Source organism: Isoptericola sp. AK164, from assembly GCF_029643425.1.
Lineage (GTDB): Bacteria > Actinomycetota > Actinomycetes > Actinomycetales > Cellulomonadaceae > Isoptericola > Isoptericola haloaureus.
On record NZ_CP119106.1, the window covers coordinates 1 to 20,818 of the forward strand.

Annotated in this window: 20 protein-coding genes, 2 tRNA genes and 1 pseudogene; 19 read left to right on the plus strand and 4 right to left on the minus strand. The window is 71.5% G+C overall.

Features of this window, described 5'->3' with window-relative positions; translation table 11 throughout:
- From dnaA to PO879_RS00055, 11 genes are all read left to right on the plus strand, one after another.
- Positions 1-1,431, plus strand: a complete 1,431-nt coding sequence (gene dnaA, locus PO879_RS00005) for a chromosomal replication initiator protein DnaA (protein WP_278235901.1) — start codon at positions 1-3, stop codon at positions 1,429-1,431.
- Positions 1,432-1,978: 547 nt separating this feature from the next.
- Entirely contained in the window at positions 1,979-3,112 is a 1,134-nt protein-coding gene (gene dnaN, locus PO879_RS00010) for a DNA polymerase III subunit beta (RefSeq protein WP_278235902.1), read from the plus strand.
- Between the two features lie 114 nt (positions 3,113-3,226).
- On the plus strand, positions 3,227-4,123 hold the full coding sequence (gene gnd, locus PO879_RS00015) for a phosphogluconate dehydrogenase (NAD(+)-dependent, decarboxylating) (RefSeq protein WP_278235903.1): 897 nt from the start codon (positions 3,227-3,229) through the stop codon (positions 4,121-4,123).
- Positions 4,124-4,141: 18 nt separating this feature from the next.
- The gene (gene recF, locus PO879_RS00020; protein ID WP_278235904.1) at positions 4,142-5,404 is read left to right on the plus strand and encodes a DNA replication/repair protein RecF; all 1,263 of its coding nucleotides are present in this window, start codon (positions 4,142-4,144) and stop codon (positions 5,402-5,404) included.
- A complete protein-coding gene (locus PO879_RS00025; RefSeq protein ID WP_347568606.1) occupies positions 5,397-6,002 on the plus strand; it encodes a DciA family protein in 606 nt (201 codons plus the stop codon). Before recF ends, PO879_RS00025 begins: the two co-directional genes overlap by 8 nt.
- Before the next feature lie 335 nt (positions 6,003-6,337).
- Entirely contained in the window at positions 6,338-8,431 is a 2,094-nt protein-coding gene (gene gyrB / locus PO879_RS00030) for a DNA topoisomerase (ATP-hydrolyzing) subunit B (protein ID WP_278235905.1), read from the plus strand.
- 124 nt (positions 8,432-8,555) lie between these two features.
- Positions 8,556-11,162: a DNA gyrase subunit A gene (gene gyrA / locus PO879_RS00035; RefSeq protein ID WP_278237577.1), complete on the plus strand. Its 2,607-nt coding sequence runs from the start codon at positions 8,556-8,558 to the stop codon at positions 11,160-11,162.
- On the plus strand, positions 11,162-12,151 hold the full coding sequence (locus PO879_RS00040) for a DUF3566 domain-containing protein (protein WP_278235906.1): 990 nt from the start codon (positions 11,162-11,164) through the stop codon (positions 12,149-12,151). Before gyrA ends, PO879_RS00040 begins: the two co-directional genes overlap by 1 nt.
- A 119-nt stretch (positions 12,152-12,270) precedes the next feature.
- Positions 12,271-12,344 (plus strand) — tRNA-Ile (locus PO879_RS00045).
- 26 nt (positions 12,345-12,370) lie between these two features.
- Positions 12,371-12,490 carry a DLW-39 family protein gene (locus PO879_RS00050; protein ID WP_278237578.1) on the plus strand — a complete coding sequence of 40 codons (120 nt, stop codon included), beginning with the start codon at positions 12,371-12,373 and terminating at the stop codon, positions 12,488-12,490.
- Between the two features lie 9 nt (positions 12,491-12,499).
- Positions 12,500-12,572, plus strand: a tRNA-Ala gene (locus tag PO879_RS00055).
- Positions 12,573-12,650: 78 nt separating this feature from the next.
- Here PO879_RS00055 and PO879_RS00060 read toward each other — a convergent pair.
- Positions 12,651-12,794 (minus strand): fumarylacetoacetate hydrolase family protein, encoded by a 144-nt coding sequence (locus PO879_RS00060; RefSeq protein ID WP_278235907.1) that lies wholly within the window; start codon positions 12,792-12,794, stop codon positions 12,651-12,653.
- Positions 12,795-12,950: 156 nt separating this feature from the next.
- Here PO879_RS00060 and PO879_RS00065 point away from each other — a divergent pair.
- A pseudogene (locus PO879_RS00065) lies at positions 12,951-13,030 on the plus strand (short-chain dehydrogenase); the annotation flags it as partial.
- 135 nt (positions 13,031-13,165) lie between these two features.
- Positions 13,166-13,435: an SDR family oxidoreductase gene (locus PO879_RS00070; RefSeq protein ID WP_278235908.1), complete on the plus strand. Its 270-nt coding sequence runs from the start codon at positions 13,166-13,168 to the stop codon at positions 13,433-13,435.
- Positions 13,436-13,512: 77 nt separating this feature from the next.
- Here PO879_RS00070 and PO879_RS00075 read toward each other — a convergent pair whose 3' ends face one another.
- On the minus strand, positions 13,513-14,346 hold the full coding sequence (locus tag PO879_RS00075; RefSeq protein WP_278235909.1) for a hypothetical protein: 834 nt from the start codon (positions 14,344-14,346) through the stop codon (positions 13,513-13,515).
- Between the two features lie 88 nt (positions 14,347-14,434).
- Here PO879_RS00075 and PO879_RS00080 point away from each other — a divergent pair, with 88 nt between their 5' ends.
- Both PO879_RS00080 and PO879_RS00085 read left to right on the plus strand, forming a co-directional pair.
- Positions 14,435-14,974, plus strand: a complete 540-nt coding sequence (locus PO879_RS00080) for a peptidylprolyl isomerase (RefSeq protein ID WP_278235910.1) — start codon at positions 14,435-14,437, stop codon at positions 14,972-14,974.
- 86 nt (positions 14,975-15,060) lie between these two features.
- Positions 15,061-15,876 (plus strand): rhomboid family intramembrane serine protease, encoded by an 816-nt coding sequence (locus PO879_RS00085; RefSeq protein ID WP_278235911.1) that lies wholly within the window; start codon positions 15,061-15,063, stop codon positions 15,874-15,876.
- Between the two features lie 85 nt (positions 15,877-15,961).
- Here PO879_RS00085 and PO879_RS00090 read toward each other — a convergent pair whose 3' ends face one another.
- Positions 15,962-16,219 carry a cell division protein CrgA gene (locus tag PO879_RS00090; protein WP_278235912.1) on the minus strand — a complete coding sequence of 86 codons (258 nt, stop codon included), beginning with the start codon at positions 16,217-16,219 and terminating at the stop codon, positions 15,962-15,964.
- A gap of 130 nt (positions 16,220-16,349) precedes the next feature.
- Between PO879_RS00090 and PO879_RS00095 the strand changes: the two genes are divergently transcribed.
- Genes PO879_RS00095 through PO879_RS00110 form a run of 4 tightly spaced genes read left to right on the plus strand, consistent with a single transcriptional unit; the run spans position 16,350 to position 18,710 of the window.
- The gene (locus PO879_RS00095; protein WP_278235913.1) at positions 16,350-17,081 is read left to right on the plus strand and encodes a DUF881 domain-containing protein; all 732 of its coding nucleotides are present in this window, start codon (positions 16,350-16,352) and stop codon (positions 17,079-17,081) included.
- A complete protein-coding gene (locus PO879_RS00100; protein WP_278235914.1) occupies positions 17,078-17,893 on the plus strand; it encodes a class E sortase in 816 nt (271 codons plus the stop codon). Before PO879_RS00095 ends, PO879_RS00100 begins: the two co-directional genes overlap by 4 nt.
- Positions 17,890-18,060 carry a hypothetical protein gene (locus PO879_RS00105; RefSeq protein WP_278237581.1) on the plus strand — a complete coding sequence of 57 codons (171 nt, stop codon included), beginning with the start codon at positions 17,890-17,892 and terminating at the stop codon, positions 18,058-18,060. Before PO879_RS00100 ends, PO879_RS00105 begins: the two co-directional genes overlap by 4 nt.
- On the plus strand, positions 18,057-18,710 hold the full coding sequence (locus tag PO879_RS00110; protein WP_278235915.1) for an aminodeoxychorismate/anthranilate synthase component II: 654 nt from the start codon (positions 18,057-18,059) through the stop codon (positions 18,708-18,710). Before PO879_RS00105 ends, PO879_RS00110 begins: the two co-directional genes overlap by 4 nt.
- 13 nt (positions 18,711-18,723) lie before the next feature.
- On the opposite strand, the gene pknB is transcribed toward PO879_RS00110, so the two are convergent.
- Entirely contained in the window at positions 18,724-20,817 is a 2,094-nt protein-coding gene (gene pknB, locus PO879_RS00115) for a Stk1 family PASTA domain-containing Ser/Thr kinase (protein ID WP_278235916.1), read from the minus strand.
- Position 20,818: the final 1 nt, after the last annotated feature.

Sequence of the window (20,818 nt, forward strand, 5' to 3'; positions counted from 1 at the left end):
GTGCCCCAGCCTGACGAGAACATCACCGACGTCTGGAACCAGACGTTGGCGACCCTCGAGGCGCGGCCCGACATGACCGCACGCCAGCTCGCCTTCATCAAGCTGGCCAAGCCGATGGCCATCCTCGACGACACCGTGTTCATCGCGGTGCCCCACGAGCAGACCCGCGCGTACCTCGAGACGAGCGTGCGCGACCAGCTCATGTCCGCGATGTCGGCGACGCTCGGTCGCGACACCCGGTTCGGCATCACCGTCGACCCGGAGCTGAGCCACGAGGCCCTCACCGGCCCCGCCCAGGACTACACGCCGCCGCCCAGCGCCCACGAGCCCGAGCCGACGCCGCCCGGCCCTCCCCCGGGCCGGCTGCCCGACGAGCGTCCCGCGGACAGCGAGCCGACGCGTCTGAACCCGAAGTACATCTTCGAGTCGTTCGTCATCGGCTCCTCCAACCGGTTCGCCCACGCGGCCGCGGTGGCCGTCGCCGAGGCCCCGGCCAAGGCCTACAACCCGCTGTTCATCTACGGCGACTCCGGACTGGGCAAGACCCACCTGCTGCACGCCATCGGCCACTACGCCAACAACCTCTACCCGCACGTGCGGGTGCGGTACGTAAACTCCGAGGAGTTCACCAACGACTTCATCAACTCCATCGGTGAGGGCCGCACGGGGGCGTTCCAGCGGCGCTACCGGGACGTGGACGTCCTGCTCATCGACGACATCCAGTTCCTGCAGGGCAAGGAACAGACGATGGAGGAGTTCTTCCACACCTTCAACGCGCTGCACAACGCGGACAAGCAGGTGGTCATCACCTCCGACGTGCCGCCCAAGCAGCTCGACGGGTTCGAGGACCGTCTCCGCTCGCGGTTCGAGTGGGGACTCATCACCGACGTCCAGCCGCCGGACCTCGAGACCCGGATCGCGATCCTGCGCAAGAAGGCCGCCAGCGAACGCCTGGACGTGCCGGCCGACGTCCTCAGCTACATCGGCTCACGCATCTCGACCAACATCCGCGAGCTCGAGGGCGCCCTGATCCGGGTCACCGCCTTCGCGAACCTCAACAAGCAGCAGGTCGACCTCGCGCTGGCCGAGATCGTCCTCAAGGACCTCATCACCGACGACGACCAGGCCACCGAGATCACGCCGGCCGTCGTCATCGCCCAGACGGCGGCGTACTTCGGCCTGACGATCGACGACCTGTGCGGCTCGTCCCGGTCCCGGGTGCTGGTGACGGCCCGGCAGATCGCCATGTACCTGTGCCGTGAGCTGACCGACCTGTCGCTGCCCAAGATCGGGCAGCAGTTCGGCGGCCGCGACCACACCACGGTCATGCACGCGAACAAGAAGATCGCCGGCCAGATGGCCGAGCGACGCTCGACCTACAACCAGGTCACCGAGCTCACCAGCCGGATCAAGCAGCAGCACCGCGGCTGATCCACATGTCCACAAGCCTGTGGACATGTGTGGAAAACTCGGATGCACAGGCTTACCCACAGGTCCGTGCCCGGTATGGCGCCGTATCGCCCGCTCCGTCCCCATCCTGTGGACCCCTGCGGTGGACAACTGCGCCCGCACGGCCCGATGGCCGGCACACACGTGTGGACGAACCTGTGGACGCCTGTGGAACACGCCGTGCGGCTGGTGGATGAACGAGCGGCGAACGGTGGACGCCTGTGGGGACGCAGACCGCCGTCCCCAGGGCGCCGGAGTTGCCCACAGGTTCGCCCCCAACCGCCTCCACACCCTTCTGAGCGCTCTGACCTGCGAAGACGTCGTCCGTCAACAGAATCCACAACCCCGATGACGACGATGAACGTGTTCTTCCCTCCAGATGACCCACCCGCCTTCATGGCCTGTGCGGCCGTTCCGGGACCAGCGGCCCGACAGGCCGGGGCACGGTAGTGTTCGGTCACGGACGGTTCGGCCCGCACCAGCCGAGACACCACCGTCCGCGCACCGCACGAGAGCTCCGAGGAGTGGGATGAAGTTCCGCGTCGAGCGCGACGTCCTGGCCGAGGCCGTGACCTGGACGGCCCGCACCCTGCCCACGCGCCCGCCCGCCCCGGTCCTGGCCGGTGTGCGCATCGAGGCCGACGCGTCCGGCTCCATCGTGCTCGCGAGCTTCGACTACGAGGTCTCGGCACGGTCCGAGATCGCCGCCGAGGTCTCCGAGGCCGGCACGGTGCTCGTCTCGGGCCGCCTGCTCGCCGAGATCTCGCGCGCCCTGCCCAACAAGCCGGTCGACGTGACCGTCGAGGGCAACAAGGTCGTGCTGACCTGCGGAGCCTCCCGCTTCACGCTGCTGACCATGCCGGTCGAGGACTACCCCGCGCTGCCCGCCATGCCGGAGCTGTCCGGCACGGTCGCCGGGGACGCCCTGACCCACGCGGTCGCGCAGGTCAGCGTCGCCGCCAGCCGCGACGACACGCTGCCGCTGCTGACCGGCGTCCGCATGGAGATCGAGGGCGAGCGCATCACGCTGCTGGCCACGGACCGCTACCGGCTCGCCCTGCGCGAGCTGACCTGGACGCCGGCCACACCGGGGTTCAGCTCGGTGGCGCTCGTCCGTGCCCGGACCCTCAACGACGTCGCGAAGTCGCTCGGCTCGGGCGGCGGCCTGGTGAACATCGGGTTGTCCACCGGGGAGGGCGTGGACCTCATCGGGTTCGAGGCCGGCGGACGCCATACGACCTCCCAGCTCGTGGACGGGGACTACCCGGCGGTCCGGCGTCTGTTCCCGGACGCCACGCCGATCCACGCCGTCGTGCCGACGCAGGCGCTCATCGACGCGGCCAAGCGCGTCTCCCTGGTCGCCGAGCGCAACACCCCGATCCGGCTGGCGTTCTCCGAGGGCCAGGTCGTCCTCGACGCGGGCCAGGGCGACGACGCGCAGGCGTCCGAGGCCCTCGAGGCCGTGCTGGTCGGCGAGGACATCCAGGTGGCGTTCAACCCGCAGTTCCTGCTCGACGGGCTCGGCGCCCTGGGGACGGACTTCGTGCGGATGTCGTTCACGCACCCGAACAAGCCGGTGGAGTTCACCGGGCAGGAGTCGCTGGACGGCGAGGACTCCTCGGAGTACCGCTACCTGCTGGTGCCGATCCGCTTCTCCTCCTGACCTGCTGACGGGACCGCCCCCGGTCGCCCGCGGCAGGGCCCGGGGCGACTCCTCGCGCGCCGCGCGCACCCAGCCCGTACGCTCGCACCGACCGCACTTCCGGAGGTTATCCACATGGTCACCCACATGGGTCTCGTCGGTCTGGGCAAGATGGGCGACAACATGCGCGAGCGCCTGCGCCGCGCCGGGATCGGGGTGACGGGGTACGACCCGCGCCCGGAGGTCTCGGACGTCGGCTCGCTGGCCGAGCTCGTCCAGGCCCTGCCCGGGCCGCGTCGCGTCGTGTGGGTCATGGTGCCCGCCGGGGAGCCGACGCGGGAGGTCGTCAGCGCGCTCGCGGGTCTGCTCGACGAGGGCGACGTCGTCATCGAGGGCGGCAACTCCCACTACCCCGACGACCAGGAGCGGGCCGCCGAGCTCGCCGAGCGTGGCGTCGGGTACGTCGACGTCGGGGTCTCCGGCGGCGTGTGGGGCCTGGAGAACGGCTACGGCCTGATGTGCGGCGGGTCCGACGCCGACGTCGCGTTCCTCATGCCCGTCTTCGACGCGCTGCGCCCCGAGGGCCCGCGCGAGGAGGGCTTCGTGCACGCCGGCCCCGTGGGTGCCGGCCACTTCGCCAAGATGGTCCACAACGGCATCGAGTACGGCCTCATGCAGGCCTACGCCGAGGGCTACGAGATGCTCGCCGCCAAGGACATCGTCACCGACGTGCACGGCACGATGCGGGCCTGGCAGCGCGGCACCGTCGTGCGGTCCTGGCTGCTCGAGCTCATGGTCCGGGCCCTCGAGGACGACCCGCGCTTCGACGCGATCGACGACTGGGTCGCGGACTCCGGCGAGGGCCGCTGGACCGTCGACGAGGCGATCGACAACGCCGTGCCCCTGCCGGTGATCTCCGCGGCCCTGTTCGCGCGGTTCTCCTCGCGCCAGGAGGAGTCGCCGGCGATGAAGGCGGTCGCGGCGCTGCGCCAGCAGTTCGGCGGTCACGCCACCAAGCCGTCCGCCGAGTAGGCCCGCCACACTGGAGTCATGTACGTCTCGCACCTGTCCCTGCTCGACTTCCGGTCCTACGAGTCCGTCGACGTCGAGCTCGAGCCCGGACCGAACGCGTTCGTGGGTCGCAACGGGCGGGGCAAGACGAACCTCGTCGAGGCCGTGGGCTACGTGGCGACCCTCGGCAGCCACCGGGTCGCGAACGACACCCCGCTGATCCGTGCGGGGGCCCAGCGGGCCGTCGTGCGCACGCGGGTCGTCCGCGGGGACCGCGCCTCGACCGTGGAGCTCGAGATCACCGCCGGCAAGGCGAACCGGGCCCGCATCAACCGTGGTCAGCTCGGCCGTGCGCGCGACGTGCTGGGGATCCTGCGCACGGTGCTGTTCGCCCCGGAGGACCTGGCCCTGGTCAAGGGCGACCCCGACGGCCGGCGTCGCTTCCTGGACCAGCTCGTGGTGCAGCTCCTCCCCCGCGCCGCCGGCGTGCTGGCCGACTACGAGCGGGTCCTGCGGCAGCGGTCCGCCCTGCTGAAGTCGTTGCGGGGTCACCGTGCGGCGGGCCGCGACGTGGACACCTCCACCCTGGAGGTGTGGGACGGGCGCCTGGCGCAGCTCGGCGGGCAGGTCCTCGCCTGGCGCACCGCGCTCGTGCGCGCGCTGCAGCCCGTCGTCGCCACCGCGTACGAGCAGGTCAGCGACGCCGACAGCGCCGCCGAGCTCGTCTACCGCTCCACGGTGGTGCCCGACGGCGGCGCGGCGGTGCCGCCGTCGGCCCCCGACGGCGAGGGCTCGCCCGCTGAGCCTGCTGAGCCCGACGGGCCAGCTGAGCCCGGCGGACCGCCCACGGCGGCGGAGGACCTGGAGAAGCTGATGCTGGCGGTGATCGAGGAGCGGCGCCCGGCCGAGATCGAGCGCGGCCAGAGCCTCGTGGGTCCGCACCGGGACGACCTGGAGCTCGTGCTCGGCGGGCTCCCGGCGAAGGGCTACGCGAGCCACGGCGAGTCGTGGTCGTTCGCGCTGGCGCTGCGGCTGGCGGCCTTCCGTCTGCTCGGCGGCGGGGCCGAGCCGTCCGCGCCGGACGACGTGTTCTGGGATCCCGACCACGGCTCGGACGCGGACCCGGTGCTGATCCTCGACGACGTCTTCGCCGAGCTGGACGTGCGGCGGCGGGAGCGCCTGGCCGAGCTGGTGGCCGAGGCGCGGCAGGTGCTCGTCACGGCGGCGGTCCCGCAGGACGTGCCGGACCGGCTGCTGGGCGCCCGGTTCGAGGTCGGCGACGGGCAGGTCGTCCGTGTCTGAGCACGGGCCCGACGGCCCGGCTGCGCCCGGCGGCGAGGGTCCGGACGAGACCGAGGGGCCGCGCCGCCGCGACCCCCGGCCGGTCGTCGACCGCACGGAGCTGACGCCGCCGTCCGAGGTCGCCCGCGAGGCCCTGAACCGTGCCAAGGCGGCCGCGCGGGCGAAGGGGCTGCGTCCGGGCTCCCCGTCGCGCCGCTCACCGCTGGCGGAGCCGCGCAAGGACCCGGGCCGGGGACCCAACGCCCGGGACCCGCGGCTGATGTCCGACGTCGTGTCCCGGCTGCTGCGGGACAAGGGCTGGACGGCCGAGGTCTCGGTGGGCGGCGTCGTCGGACGCTGGCGCGAGATCGTCGGCGACCAGGTGGCGGACCACTGCACGCCGGAGACCTTCGAGGACAAGGTGCTCGTCGTCCGCACCGACTCGACCGCGTGGGCCACCCAGGTGCGCCTGCTCGTCCCCACGCTCCTGCGGCGGCTGGCCGAGGAGGTCGGCGAGGGCGTCGTGGAGCAGGTCACGGTGCTCGGGCCGTCGGGTCCGAGCTTCCGCCGCGGACGCCGGACGGTGCGCGGACCGGGCCCCGGCGACACCTTCGGCTGACGACGACGCGCGACAGATCGCCCGGGCAACCACCGATGTGGACAAGGCCTGTGGACAACGTGGGAGAACCCACACGCTCCGGCGGGCAGAACCCGCGAATTCTTGCGCTTTCACGGTAGACTGACCAGATGTTCCCGGGCCGCCTCCCGGGCTCGTGTCAACGGCGTGCGACCGGCCCTCGGGCCGGTCGTCGGCTGCTCGGGTCGTGAGGTGTCCCGGGATGGACGAGCACCGACCCGCAGCCGGCGCCCCGCGCGTCACTCCTGTGTGCTGCAGCCCGGGCACCACCCGGGTCGACCTGTCGCGTGCATGGACGACGAGGAGTGCTCCAGCCTGTGGCTCAGCGATCCGACGGCGGTTACGACGCCGGGAACATCACCGTCCTCGAGGGACTCGAGGCCGTCCGCAAGCGACCCGGCATGTACATCGGGTCGACGGGTGAACGCGGTCTGCACCACCTGGTCTACGAGGTCGTGGACAACTCGGTGGACGAGGCCCTGGCGGGGCACGCCGACCGGATCGACGTGACCCTGCTGGCCGACGGCGGTGTGCGGGTGACGGACAACGGCCGCGGCATCCCGGTGGCCATGCACCCCACCGAGGGGCGTCCCACCGTCGAGGTCGTCATGACGATCCTGCACGCCGGCGGCAAGTTCGGCGGTGGCGGCTACGCCGTCTCCGGTGGCCTGCACGGGGTGGGCATCTCGGTGGTGAACGCGCTGTCCAGCCGCGTGGTCACCGAGGTCGAGCGCGACGGCTTCGCGTGGCGCCAGGAGTTCGCCGACGGCGGCGCCCCGGTGGGCGAGCTGCGGCGCCTCGGCGAGACCGACCGCACCGGCACCACGCAGACGTTCTGGGCCGACCCGGCGATCTTCGAGACCACGGACTACGACTTCGAGACGCTCCGCGCCCGGTTCCAGCAGATGGCGTTCCTCAACAAGGGCCTGCGCATCACGCTGACCGACGAGCGCACCGAGCACGTCTCGGGTCCCGACGAGGTGACCGGCGCGCTCGACTCGCGCGCCGTCGTGGCCGCCCTCGAGGGTGCCGACGCCACCGACGGCCAGGACGCCGCCTCCTCGCCGGACGACGAGGTGCACGACTCCGAGTCCGCCTCGGGTGCGGTGCGCACCGTGACGTACAAGTACGACGGCGGGCTGCGGGACTACGTCGCGCACATCAACACGGCCAAGAAGGCCGAGATCATCCACCCCGAGATCATCGACCTGGAGGCCGAGGACACCGACCTCAAGGTCTCGGTCGAGATCGCGATGCAGTGGACGACGGCGTTCAGCGAGTCCGTCCACACCTTCGCCAACACGATCTCCACCACCGAGGGCGGCACCCACGAGGAGGGCTTCCGCGCGGCGCTGACGAGCCTCGTGAACTCCTACGCCCGGGACAAGGCGATCCTCAAGGACAAGGACGAGAACCTCACGGGCGACGACATCCGCGAGGGTCTCACCGCGGTGCTCAGCGTGAAGCTGTCCGAGCCGCAGTTCGAGGGCCAGACGAAGACGAAGCTCGGCAACACCGAGGCCAAGACCTTCGTGCAGCGCATCGTGCGCGAGCGGCTGACGGACTGGTTCGACGCGCACCCCAACGAGGGCCGCGACATCATCCGCAAGGCGATCTCGGCGTCGCAGGCGCGTATCGCCGCCCGCAAGGCGCGCGAGGCGACCCGGCGCAAGGGGATCCTCAGCTCGGGCGGCATGCCCGGCAAGCTCAAGGACTGCCAGTCGAACCGCCCGGACGAGTGCGAGATCTACATCGTCGAGGGCGACTCCGCCGGCGGTTCGGCCGTGCGCGGCCGCGACCCGCACCACCAGGCGATCCTGCCGATCCGCGGCAAGATCCTCAACGTCGAGCGGGCACGCCTGGACAAGGCGCTGTCCAACAACGAGGTCCAGGCGCTCATCACGGCGTTCGGCACCGGTATCGGCGAGGACTTCGACATCACCAAGCTGCGGTACCACAGGATCGTGCTCATGGCCGACGCCGACGTCGACGGCCAGCACATCTGCACCCTGCTGCTGACGCTGCTGTTCCGGTACATGCGCCCGCTCATCGAGCACGGGCACGTCTACCTGGCCCAGCCCCCGCTGTACCGGCTGAAGTGGTCGAACGCCCCGCACGACTACGTGTACTCGGACCGGGAGCGTGACGCCTTCCTCGAGCAGGGCATCGCGGCCGGCAAGCGGATCCCGAAGGACAACGGGATCCAGCGCTACAAGGGTCTGGGCGAGATGGACTACTCCGAGCTCTGGGACACCACCATGGACCCGGAGCACCGGACGTTGCTGCAGGTCACGATGGACGACGCGGCCGCGGCGGACGAGATCTTCTCGGTGCTCATGGGCGAGGACGTCGAGTCCCGCCGCAGCTTCATCCAGCGCAACGCCAAGGACGTCCGGTTCCTCGATATCTGAGCCGGCGACGGCGCGTACAGAACGAATCTGGGTTCTGTACATCGGATGATCGAGGCAGGACCAGCGCCCCGGCGGCGCAGGAAGGAACGGATTCACGGTGACGGACGAGACCCCCGGCCCGGACATGACCGACGGTATCGACGGCGGCAGCCCGGAGGCCCTGGCGGCGGTCGCGCACGGACGCATCGAGCAGGTCGACCTGCAGCTCGAGATGCAGCGCAGCTACCTCGACTACGCGATGAGCGTCATCGTCGGTCGCGCGCTGCCCGACGTGCGCGACGGGCTCAAGCCGGTGCACCGGCGCGTGCTCTACGCGATGTACGACGGCGGCTACCGGCCGGACCGGTCGTTCTCCAAGTGCTCTCGCGTCGTCGGCGACGTCATGGGCAAGTACCACCCGCACGGTGACACGGCGATCTACGACGCCCTGGTCCGCCTCGTGCAGGACTGGTCGATGCGCTACCCGTTGGTGGCCGGCCAGGGGAACTTCGGCTCCCCCGGCAACGACCCGGCGGCCGCCCCGCGGTACACCGAGTGCAAGATGGACCCGCTCGCGCTGGAGATGGTGCGGGACATCGAGAAGGACACCGTCGACTTCCAGGACAACTACGACGGGCGCACCCAGGAGCCCACGGTCCTGCCGTCGCGGATCCCGAACCTCCTGGTCAACGGTTCGGCCGGCATCGCCGTCGGCATGGCGACCAACATCCCGCCGCACAACCTGCGCGAGGTCGCCGCGGGCGTGCAGTGGCACCTCGAGCACCCGGACGCCTCCAAGGAGGAGCTGCTCGCCGCGCTGATGCAGCGCATCAAGGGCCCCGACTTCCCCACCGGTGCCCAGATCCTCGGTACGTCCGGCATCGAGGAGGCCTACCGCACGGGGCGCGGCTCGATCACGATGCGCGCCGTGGTGAACGTCGAGGAGATCCAGAACCGGATCTGCCTGGTCATCACCGAGCTGCCGTACCAGGTCAACCCCGACAACCTGGCCACGAAGATCGCCGACCTGGTCAACGACGGCCGGATCGCCGGCATCGCGGACATCCGCGACGAGACCTCGGGCCGCACGGGTCAGCGCCTCGTCATCGTGCTCAAGCGCGACGCCGTCGCGAAGGTCGTGCTGAACAACCTGTACAAGCACACCTCGCTGCAGGAGAACTTCAGCGCCAACATGCTGGCGCTGGTCGACGACGTCCCCCGCACGCTCAGCCTCGACGCCTTCGTGCGGCACTGGACCACCCACCAGATCGAGGTCGTACGGCGCCGCACCGAGTACCTGCTGCGCGAGGCGCAGGACAAGATCCACATCTACGAGGGCTACCTCAAGGCCCTGGACGCCCTCGACGAGGTCATCGCCCTCATCCGTCGCTCGCCCGACGCCGACCAGGCGCGGACCGGGCTGATGGACCTGCTCGACATCGACGAGCAGCAGGCCAGCGCGATCCTGGCTCTCCAGCTCCGCCGGCTCGCGGCCCTGGAGCGGCAGCAGATCCTCGAGGAGCACGCGAAGCTCCAGGCGCAGATCATCGACTACCAGGACATCCTGGCCCGGCCCGAGCGGCAGCGGTCGATCGTCGGCGAGGAGCTGGACGCCGTCGTCGAGCGCTGGGGCGACGAGCGCCGGACCCACATCCTGCCCTTCGACGGCGACATGTCGGTCGAGGACCTCATCCCCGAGGAGGACGTGGTCGTCACGATCACCCGCGGCGGCTACGCCAAGCGCACGCGGACGGACTCCTACCGGGCCCAGCGTCGCGGCGGCAAGGGGATCCGGGGCGCGCAGCTGCGCGAGGACGACATCGTCGACCACTTCTTCGTCACGACGACGCACCACTGGCTGCTGTTCTTCACCGACGCCGGCCGCGTGTACCGCGCCAAGGGGTACGAGATCCCCGAGGGTGCGCGCGACGCCAAGGGTCAGCACGTCGCCAACCTGCTGGCGTTCCAGCCGGGCGAGCAGATCGCGCAGGTCCTGGCCCTGCGGGACTACGACGACGCGGAGTACCTGGTGCTCGCCACCCGCCGCGGCCTGGTGAAGAAGACCCGCCTGGGCGACTACGACTCCCCGCGCAGCGGCGGGCTCATCGCCATCAACCTGCGCACGGACGACGACGGCACGCCGGACGAGCTCGTGTCCGCCCGGCTGGTCGACGCCGACGACGAGCTGATCCTCGTCTCGCGCAAGGGGCAGTCCATCCGGTTCGCGGCCGACGACGACACGCTGCGCCCGATGGGACGCGCCACCTCGGGCGTGACGGGCATGAAGTTCCGCGCGGACGACGAGCTGCTCGTGGCCGACGTCGTCGAGCCGGAGACCGACCTGTTCGTCGTCACCGAGGGCGGGTTCGCCAAGCGCACCCGCATCGACGAGTACCGCCTCCAGGGCCGCAACGGTTACGGCATCAAGGTCGCGAACCTCGTCGAGGCGCGCGGCGACCTCGTCGGTGCGCTCGTCACCGAGCCCGACACCGAGGTGCTGGTGATCATGTCCAAGGGCAAGATCGTCCGCTCCCGCGTCGACGAGGTGAACCTGACCGGACGCACGACCCAGGGCGTGACCTTCGCAAAGCCGGACAAGGGCGACCGGATCATCGCCGTCGCGCGGAACGTCGAGCGTCGCGCGGAGGCCGAGTCGGTTAGCGTGGAACAACCGGCCGACGACGTCGAGCCGGCCGAGGAGGCGACGGCGAGCACGCCGGAGCAGGACGAGACCGGGGACGGGAACATCTGATGGCGAGCCAGAAGACGACGTCGCAGGCGGGCACTCCCCTGTCCGCGCCTGCTGACAGCACCCAGCCCATCACGCCGGTGTCCGAGACGACGGACCGGTCCACCGGGTCCGAGCGGCCCGCTCCGGCGCAGCCTGCACCGGCGCAGCCCGCATCCGCCGAGCCCGAGCCCCGGGACGAGAGCGCCGCCGAGGCGCCCACGAACGGTGCGGCGTGGTCCTCCTCCGCCGAGGCTTCGTCCGACGCTGCCTCGTCCGACGGTGACGCCGTCGCGCCCTCGGACGAGGAATCGCCGAAGCACGGGACCGAGACCTCGGGCGCGGCCAAGAACGGTGCCGTGAAGGCGGCCGCGGCCGCGCTGGCCGCCGCCCGCACCGCCGCGAAGAAGGTGCAGTCCGCCGGGTCGGCCGCCTCCGGTGCCACCCCGGGCGGCACGCAGCCGGGCGGCTCGACGGCCGGCACGAGCTCGTCCGCGCCGCCGCCGCCCCCGGACGCGACGTCGTCGGGGCCGCGCCCGGAGATGCACTACTCGGCCGGCGGCGTGCACGGCAGCGCCCAGCAGGTGCCGCTCTCCGGCGACGGTTCGCCCCAGACGGGTGCGCAGCCGGCCGTCGCGGCGGAGGGCCTCGGCAGCCCGCGCCGCGTGCGGCTGTCCGTGTCGCGCATCGACCCGTGGTCGATCATGAAGCTGGCGTTCCTGCTCTCGGTGGCGATCGGGATCATGACCGTGGTCGCGACGGCCGTCGTCTGGTACTCGCTCAACTCCGTCGGCACCTTCGCGACCGTGCAGGACTTCCTCATCAGCACGCTGGGCCCTCAGGCGGTCGACATCACGCAGATCGTGCAGCTCGAGCGCACCGTCTCCCTGGCGACGCTGATCGCCCTGGTCAACGTGGTGCTGTTCACGGCCATCGCGACCATCATGGCGATGCTGTACAACATCACCGCCGCGCTCGTCGGCGGTGTGCACCTGACCCTGACGGACGAGTGACGACCGGGCCGCACCGGGCGACGGACGTCACACCCACCGGGCCCGGTTCCGGTTTGGGGCCGGTGGGGCCCGTACGGTAATGTTCCGTGCTGCACGCCCTCTCCGAGAGCGTGCCGCGAGGGGCTATAGCTCAGACGGTTAGAGCGCTTCCCTGATAAGGAAGAGGTCGGAGGTTCAAGTCCTCCTAGCCCCACTCCACGGTCGACGAGGAGGTCCATGTTGAAGAAGATCATCGTCGCCGTGCTGGCCGCGGTCGCCGGCTATCTGGTCTGGCGCCGCCTCTCCGAGGACGCCGCGGACCGTGACCTGTGGACCGAGGTCACCGACTCACTCGACTGATGACCCCCAGGGGCCATGGCGCAATTGGTAGCGCACCTGCTTTGCAAGCAGGGGGTTAGGGGTTCGAGTCCCCTTGGCTCCACCCCGTCCCACCACCTCGTGCCTCCGCCGTCTCGGCGGGGGCACGACGTGTTTCCGGTCCCGTGCTGCCGGCCGCCGGTCAGGGCACGAGGCGGACACGGTTGGCGAGCCGGCCGATGCCCTCGATCTCGACGGCGACCTCGTCGCCCTCATGCAGCCCCACCGGCGGGTTGCGGAACACCCCGACGCCGAAGACCATGTGCGGCGTCGAGGAGTCTTGCATCGCCTCCCTGTCGAGGGTCAGCCGGATGTGCAGGTCCTGCGGGTCGGGCGGCCGTGCGTGACCACCTGACCGCGAGCGTCTCCCCCATCGCCGACGCGCTCGACCGACCCGACGCACGGACGGCGGACCGACCGTCCGCCGCCGAGAGGAGGACCGATGGAACTGGACGGCACGCTCGCGGTGATCACGGGCGGAGGTCGCGGCATCGGTCGCGGCATCGTCGACCGCTTCGTCGAGGAGGGCGCCCACGTGGTGGTCCTGCAGCGCCGAGCGCTGGACGCCGAGCTCGCGGCGCACCCCCCGGGTGACCGGGATCGCGGCCGACCTCAGCGACCCGACAGCGATCCCCGCCGCAGTCGAGAGCGCTGGCCGTGGACCTGGGGGCGGACGGCATCCGCTGCAACGCGGTCGCCCCGGGGTGGATCTCCTCCGACCTCAGCGAGACGTACCTGGACTCCATGCCCGACCCCGCGGCCGCGCGCCGGTCGCTGGACGGGCTGCACCCCGTGGGCCGGACCGGGCGGAGCACCGACATCGGCGACCTCGTCGTCTTCCTCGCCGATACACGCTCGGCCTTCATCACCGGGGCGGTGATGGTCGCCGACGGCGGCCGGACGGCGCGGCTGCCGCAGCCGCCCTGACCACGGCCCTGCACGCACGAGAGCCCCCGTCCACCGCGGACGGGGGCTCTCGTGCGTCGGACGCTGTCCGGGTCCGACTACTCCTTCTTGTCGTCGGCCGGGGAGGCCTGGCCGGCCGAGTTCTTGGCGTCCTCGGCAGCGTCCGCCGCCGCCTCGCCGGCCTTCTCGGCGGCGTCACCGGTCTCCTCGGCCGCCTCGCCCGCCTTCTGGCGCGACTTCGCGGTCCGCGAGGACGCCTTCTCGCGCGCCTCGGAGACGGCCTCCTTGCCCTTGGCGACGGCGGAGCCGGCGGCCTCGCCGACCGCCTCGGCCGCGTCACCGACGGCGTGCCGTGCGTCGCGCGCGACGCCGTCGAAGTCCGGCGTCGAGGACTGCTCCCACGGCTCGGCCCAGGGGTCGTTCTGCGGCTGGGCCCGGCGGTAGAACGCGTACCCGACGGCGGTCAGGCCACCGATGACCACGGTCCAGCCGAACGCCTTGCGGCGGCTGGACCGGCGCTGGGCCTTGCGTGCCGACTTCTCGGCGGACTTCGCCGCCTGCTTCGCGGCCTTGCTGGCCTCGTCGGCGGTGGCCGCAGCCTTGGCGGCCGCCGCGTTGAAGGCGGTGACGAGCTGCGGGAGATAGTCGTCGACGAGCTTGTCGTGGGCGGTGTCGATGAGGGGTCCGGCCTTGCCGGCCGCGTCCTCCACGCGGGGTGCCGCAGCCTGGACGCTGTCGTTCCATGCCTTCTCGACGCGAGGCCGGAGCCACTCGAGGAAGGCGTCGGCACGAGGTCCGGCCCAGTCCTTGGCCTGACCGGCGGCATCCTTGGCGCTGTCCGCGGCGCGGGCGCCCGCGCCGACGAGCGCGGCCGCGACCTCCGCGGTGGAGTCCTTCACCTTGGCGGGGTCGATCTTCGGAGTCTGCACCATGGCCCCACTCTGCCACCCCTGGTAGTCGCGCGCAGCGTCACACGCCAGGTGATGTCCCAGTTCGCGCGGTGGTGACATGATGGGTCCCATGTTCGCAACCCTCCACACCTCCGCCGGTGACATCCGCCTCGAACTGCTGCCGAACCACGCGCCGAAGACCGTCGCGAACTTCGTCGGTCTCGCCCGGGGCACGACGACGTGGACCGACCCGCGGACGGGCGCCGAGCGCAACGACCCGCTCTACGACGGCGTCATCTTCCACCGTGTCATCGAGAACTTCATGATCCAGGGCGGCGACCCCCTGGGCACCGGCACCGGCGGCCCCGGCTACACCTTCGACGACGAGATCCACCCGGAGCTGTCGTTCGACCGCAAGTACCTGCTCGCCATGGCCAACGCCGGCAAGCGCCGCAACCCCGTGACCGGCGCGGTCGAGGGCACCAACGGCTCCCAGTTCTTCATCACCACCGCCGAGACGCCGTGGCTCAACGGCAAGCACACCATCTTCGGCGAGGTGGCCGACGACGAGTCCCGCGCGGTGGTCGACGCCGTCAACTCCACCGCGACGCGTCCCGGCGACCGTCCTGTCGAGGACGTCGTCATCCAGAGCGTGACGATCGAGGACTGAGGAGCCCGACCATCAGCACGCCGCCGCACCCGTCGTCGGGTCCTCCGACCGACGCGCCCCCGGTCTGTCCGCGGCACCCCGACCGGGTGTCGTACGTGCGCTGCCAGCGCTGCGGCCGTCCGGCCTGCCCGGAGTGCCAGCGCCCGGCCGCGGTCGGCGTCCAGTGCGTCGACTGCGTGGCCAGCGCGCAGCGCAGCACGCGCAGCGCCCGGACGGTCTTCGGGGCCACGGTGCGGGGCGGCCGGCCGGTCGTCACGCTGACGATCATCGGGCTGTGCGCGGTGAGCTGGATCCTGCAGCTCGCCACCGGCGGCGCCTGGACCCAGGAGTGGGCGTTCTCCCCCGCCACCGGTCAGGTGGAGCCGTGGCGGTTCCTCACCGCGGCGTTCCTGCACTCCACGACCCCGCTGCACATCCTGTTCAACATGTACGCGCTGTGGCTCGTGGGACCATTCCTCGAGCAGGCGTTCGGGCGCGGTCGCTTCATCGCGCTGTACGTGCTGGCCGCCGTCGGCGGGCAGGTGGGCGTGCTGCTGCTCGCGGACCCGACGCAGGACAGCTGGTTCATCGGGGTGGTCGGCGCCTCCGGGGCCGTCTTCGGCCTCTTCGGCGCGATCATCCCCGTGCTGCGACGGCTGGGGAAGAACGCCGGGCAGATCGTCGTGCTCATCGTCATCAACATGGCCCTGCCGCTGTTCGTGCCGAACATCGCGTGGCAGGCGCACCTCGGCGGCCTCGCCGTCGGTCTGGTCATCGGCGCCGGGTACGCGCTGGCCCCGCGCGAGCGGCAGCGCCTCGTGGGCTGGGCGCTGCCGACCGCCGTCGGCGTGGTGCTGGTCGCCGCGGCGACCTGGAAGTACTCCACGGTGCCGACGGTGGCCGGGCTGCTGGGGCTGTTCTGAGCGTCGGTCGGAGGAACCGTCGTACCGTCATCCCCAGGGATATGCACAGGTGTGGAATCACACCCGTGTCACCTGTACAGCGAGGTCACTTCCAGCGCGTGGTCAGCGAGAACCCGGCGATGATGAGGACGAAGCCGACGAGCAGGTTCCAGTTGCCCAGCGCCGGCACCGGCAGGCCGAGGTTCTGGCTCGTCAGGTAGTAGGTGACGATCCAGGCGAGGCCCGCGAGCATGAGCGTCAGCATCGTCGGCACGAGCCAGCGCGGGTTGGCCGAGGACTTCTGCGGCAGCGCCGGCTCCGAGGCGGCGGACTTCTTCTGGGGCTTCTCGGACTTCTCGGACACGGGTCGGCTCCTGTCGGGACGAGGGTGCGACGCCCGAGAGCGAGATCTCGGCACGCCGACGACGGTTCGTCGTCTAGCGTAGTGCTCAGCAGCACTGCTCCGGGCACGATCATGACGAAGGGAGGCCGCTGTGTCATCTCGCATCCGATCCGGGATCACCGTCGCGGTCGTCCTCGCGCTGTCCGGGGTGCTCTTCACCGTCAGCGCGCAGCTCAGCAGCGGCGACGAGAGCCGCCACGCGGAGGACCTGTCCGCGCTCGTCGCCGAGGAGGCCGACCGCGTCGACGCGCTCACCGAGCAGGTGGCCGCCCTCGACGCCGAGATCCAGGCGCTGAGCGAGGCGGTCCCCGGAGACGTGCCGCGCCGCTCCGCCGAACTGCGGTCGGAGGAGGGCGTCGTCTCCGGCGCCTGGCCGGTCGAGGGCCCCGGGATGCGGGTCGCCCTCGAGGACGCGCCGTCGTCGTCCCTGTCCATCGAGAACGTCACGGCCGACGACCTCGTCGTCCACCAGCAGGACGTGCAGCACGTCATCAACGCCCTGTGGGCGGGCGGCGCCGAGGCGATGACGCTCCAGGGCGAACGGGTGACGCCGACCAGCGCCTTCCGCTGCTCGGGGAACATCATGCTGCTGCACGGCAAGGTGTTCTCCCCGCCGTACGTCGTCGAGGCCGTGGGTGACCCGGACCGCCTGCAGGCCGCCCTCGACTCCTCGCCCGGCGTGGCCATCTATCAGGACTACGTGGACTGGATCGACCTCGGGTACGCGGCCGAGCCGCTCGACCGCATCGAGATCCCCGCGGCGTCCGGCGGTCAGGACGTGCAGTTCGCCGACGTGCCCGACGGCACGGACGTGTTCTCGTGAGGCACGCGCACGCCGACGCCGGCCGTCGCGGCGGCGGCGCGGTCAGCGCGACGATCGGCGTCGTCGGCGAGCTGCTCATCACGGCCGGTGTCGTGCTCGGTCTGTTCGTCGTGTGGCAGCTGTGGTGGACGGACGTCCAGGCCGAGCGCATCCACAGCCAGGTGCTCGCCGAGCTGGACTGGCCCGAGCCCCCCGTCGAGGTGCCGTCCGGCAGCTCCGTCGAGGGGCCCGCCGTGGCGGGCGAGCACCGTGACGAGCCGCCCGCCGTCGACGACGCGGCCTTCGCCGAGGTCTTCGCACAGTTCTACGTCCCCCGGTTCGGCGCCGACTACGTCGAGCCGATCGCCGAGGGGATCGACAAGGCCGAGGTGCTGGACCGGCTCGGGATCGGGCACTACCCGGACAGCGCCGGACCCGGCGAGCTCGGCAACTTCGCCGTGGCGGGCCACCGCACCACCTACGGACGTCCCTTCCACCGGATCGCCGAGCTCCAGGAGGGCGACGCGATCGTCGTGCGCACCGAGAACACCTGGTACGTGTACCGGATGAGCTCGTCCCAGATCGTCTGGCCGAACCAGGTCGAGGTCGTCTCCCCGGTCCCCGGCGTCCGGCCCGGCGAACCCCTGCCGGAGCTCACCGAGCGCTTCCTGACGATGACGGCCTGCCACCCCATGTACTCGGCCGCCCAGCGCTACATCGTGCACGCCGAGCTCGACTACTGGGCCCCGGTGGACGAGGGAATCCCGGCCGAGCTGCTCGACGCCGGTGTCCAGATCCAGGCAGTGGCCGACGACGACGCGGGGGTGCGATGATGTACGGCCTGCTGTGGCGCGCCCTGCCCGGTCCGGCCTGGTTCCGCGCGCTCCTGCTCCTGGCACTGTTCGTGGCGGCCGTCTGGGTCTGCTTCGAGTGGGTCTTCCCCTGGTTCTCCGAGTACGTCCCCATCAACGACAACACCGTCGAGGCGCACGCACCATGACCTCCATCCTCGTCGTGGACAACTACGACTCCTTCGTCTACACGATCGTCGGCTACCTGGACCAGCTCGGCGCGAGCACCACCGTCGTGCGCAACGACGCCGTGCCGGAGCCCGACGACCAGGGCCGCTTCCTCGGTGAGGACGGCACGGTCTACGACGGCGTCCTCGTCTCGCCCGGACCCGGTACGCCGAAGGAGGCCGGGGCGTCGGAGGACGTCATCCGGGCCTGCGCGCGGTCCGCGACCCCGATGCTCGGCGTCTGCCTCGGGCACCAGGCGCTCGCCGAGGTCTACGGCGCGACCGTCTCCCACGCTCCCGAGCTGATGCACGGCAAGACCAGCGAGGTCGAGCACCAGGGCACCGGCGTGCTCGCCGGTCTCGGGTCGCCGTTCACCGCGACGCGGTACCACTCGCTCGCCGTCGAGCCGCACACGGTGCCGGCCGAGCTCGAGGTCACCGGGTCCACCGCCGGCGGTGTGGTCATGGGTCTGCAGCACCGTGACCTGCCGCTGCACGGCGTGCAGTTCCACCCCGAGTCGGTGCTGACCGTGGGCGGTCACCGGCTGCTCGCCAACTGGCTGGCCGTGTGCGGCGACGCCGACGCCGTGGAGCGCTCGGCCGGCATGGCACCCCTGGTGCACACGGCCTGACGCTCGCGCCGGCTCAGTCGGTCGGGTCGGGCTCCACCGGCAGCCAGGCGCCGTCGTCGGACCCGTCGTTCGACCCGCCGGCGTTGCCCTGCCCCGGCTGCTGATCGGCGGGCTCCGGTGTCGGCCCGCCGGTGCAGTTCTGGCCCGACTCGCCCGTCGAGACCGTGATCGTGACCTCGGAGCCCTCGTCCACCTCGGTCCCCGCCGCCGGGTCCTGCGCCGAGACGAAGCCCGGGCAGTAGTCGGCCGAGGACGCCGTGGTCTGCACGGCGTTGAGGTTGGCCTGGCTCCCGAGCGCCTGCTGCGCCTCGTCGGCCGACATCCCCACGACGTCGGGCACCTGGACGGTCTCGACCTCGCGCGCCTCGCCGATCGTCAGCGTGACGCGTGTGTCCTGGGCGACCGCGCCCTCGGAGGGCGACTGGTCGACCACGAGCCCGACGTCGTTCTGGTCGTCGACCTCCTGGGTCTCGATGGTCGAGTCCAAGCCCAGGTCGTCGAGCGTCTGCTCCGCGGCGTCGCGCTCCTGGCCGATGAGGTTCGGCAGCTCGACCTGGCCGTTGGAGACCGTGAGGTTGACCGAGTCGCCGGGCTCGACGGCCTCGCGCGGTCCCGGATCGGTCGCGATCACCTCGTCCTCGGCGAAGTCGGCGCTCGCCTCGCGCGACACGTCCCCGACGACGAGACCGGCCTCCTCGATCTGGTCCTCCGCCTCGCTCAGGGTGGACCCGGTGAGGTCGGGCATCGCGAAGGTCTCCGGACCGCCGGAGAAGAAGACCTGGACGGTCGAGCCCTCCTCGACCTCGGCCCCCGACTCCGGGTCGGACCGGGTCAGGGTGTTCTCGGGTTCGTCGGAGTCCTCGTCGATGCGCTGGGAGAACACGAGCCCGACGGCCTCCAGGGCCCGTTCCGCCTCGGTCGGACTCATGTCGGAGGTGAGCTCGGGCACCGTGACCGTCTCCGGCGCGGTGTCGCCGCCGCGCAGCAGGAAGAACAGGATCGCGGCGATCGCGAGCACGCCGATGACGATGAGGGTCCACATCAGGCCCTTGCGGCTCGGCTTCTCCTCCTCGGGCGGCACCGCGGCACCGGTCGCGGTCTGGTCCGCGGGCAGGCCCGTCGGGCCCCACGGGGACTGCTGGGCCGGGTCCATCACCTGGGTGGAGCCGGGGTCGCCGAGGACCTGGGTCGCGGCGTAGCCGGCGCCGGCCCCGGCGGCCAGCGCACCGATGGCGGGCGCGCCGATCGCGCCGCCGCGCATCGCGGCCTCCAGGTCGGAGCGGAACTCGGCGGCCGAGGAGTAGCGCTGGTCGCGGTCCTTCGTCAGGGCCGTGAGCACGATGCGGTCGAGCACCTCGGGCACGTCGTTGGCGAACTCGCTCGGGCGCTGCGCGGCCTGCCCCACGTGCTGGTAGGCCAGCGCGACCGGCGAGTCGCCGATGAACGGCGGACGTCCGGTCAGCAGCTCGAACAGCACGCAGCCGGTGGAGTACAGGTCGCTGCGGGCGTCCACCTGCTCGCCACGGGCCTGCTCCGGCGAGAGGTACTGCGCGGTGCCGATGACGCCCTGGCCCTGCGTCATGGTCGCGGCGGAGTCGGCGACGGCACGCGCGATGCCGAAGTCCATCACCTTCACGGCCCCCGTGGGCGTGATCATGACGTTGGCCGGCTTGATGTCGCGGTGCACGATGCCCGCGTGGTGGGAGTACTCCAGCGCGCTGAGGACGCCGACCGTGATCTCGACGGCCTCCTCGATCGGCACGGCCGCGCCGTCGGCGAGGATGTCGCGGACCGTGTGGCCCTCGACGTACTCCATGACGATGAAGGGGATGTGGACCGACTGGCCGGTGGCGTCGGTGGAGGTGTCCTCCCCGGTGTCGTAGACCGCGACGATCGCCGGGTGGTTGAGCGCGGCGGCGGACTGCGCCTCGCGCCGGAAGCGGGCCAGGAAGGACGGGTCGCGCGCCAGGTCGGAACGCAGCACCTTGATCGCGACCGTGCGTCCGAGGCGTGCGTCGTGGCCGATGTGGACCTCGGCCATGCCGCCACGGCCGATGAGCTCACCGACCTCGTAGCGGCCGGCGAGTACTCGGGGCGTGTTCTCCACC

Bases quoted from the DNA above. Each gene is read 5' to 3' on its own strand.
- dnaN (WP_278235902.1), top strand. From the start codon at position 1,979: ATGAAGTTCCGCGTCGAGCGCGACGTCCTGGCCGAGGCCGTGACCTGG.
- gnd (WP_278235903.1), top strand. From the start codon at position 3,227: ATGGTCACCCACATGGGTCTCGTCGGTCTGGGCAAGATGGGCGACAAC.
- recF (WP_278235904.1), top strand. From the start codon at position 4,142: ATGTACGTCTCGCACCTGTCCCTGCTCGACTTCCGGTCCTACGAGTCC.
- gyrA (WP_278237577.1), top strand. From the start codon at position 8,556: ATGACCGACGGTATCGACGGCGGCAGCCCGGAGGCCCTGGCGGCGGTC.
- PO879_RS00040 (WP_278235906.1), top strand. From the start codon at position 11,162: ATGGCGAGCCAGAAGACGACGTCGCAGGCGGGCACTCCCCTGTCCGCG.
- PO879_RS00060 (WP_278235907.1), bottom strand. From the start codon at position 12,794: ATGCAAGACTCCTCGACGCCGCACATGGTCTTCGGCGTCGGGGTGTTC.
- PO879_RS00075 (WP_278235909.1), bottom strand. From the start codon at position 14,346: ATGGTGCAGACTCCGAAGATCGACCCCGCCAAGGTGAAGGACTCCACC.
- PO879_RS00080 (WP_278235910.1), top strand. From the start codon at position 14,435: ATGTTCGCAACCCTCCACACCTCCGCCGGTGACATCCGCCTCGAACTG.
- PO879_RS00105 (WP_278237581.1), top strand. From the start codon at position 17,890: ATGATGTACGGCCTGCTGTGGCGCGCCCTGCCCGGTCCGGCCTGGTTC.
- PO879_RS00110 (WP_278235915.1), top strand. From the start codon at position 18,057: ATGACCTCCATCCTCGTCGTGGACAACTACGACTCCTTCGTCTACACG.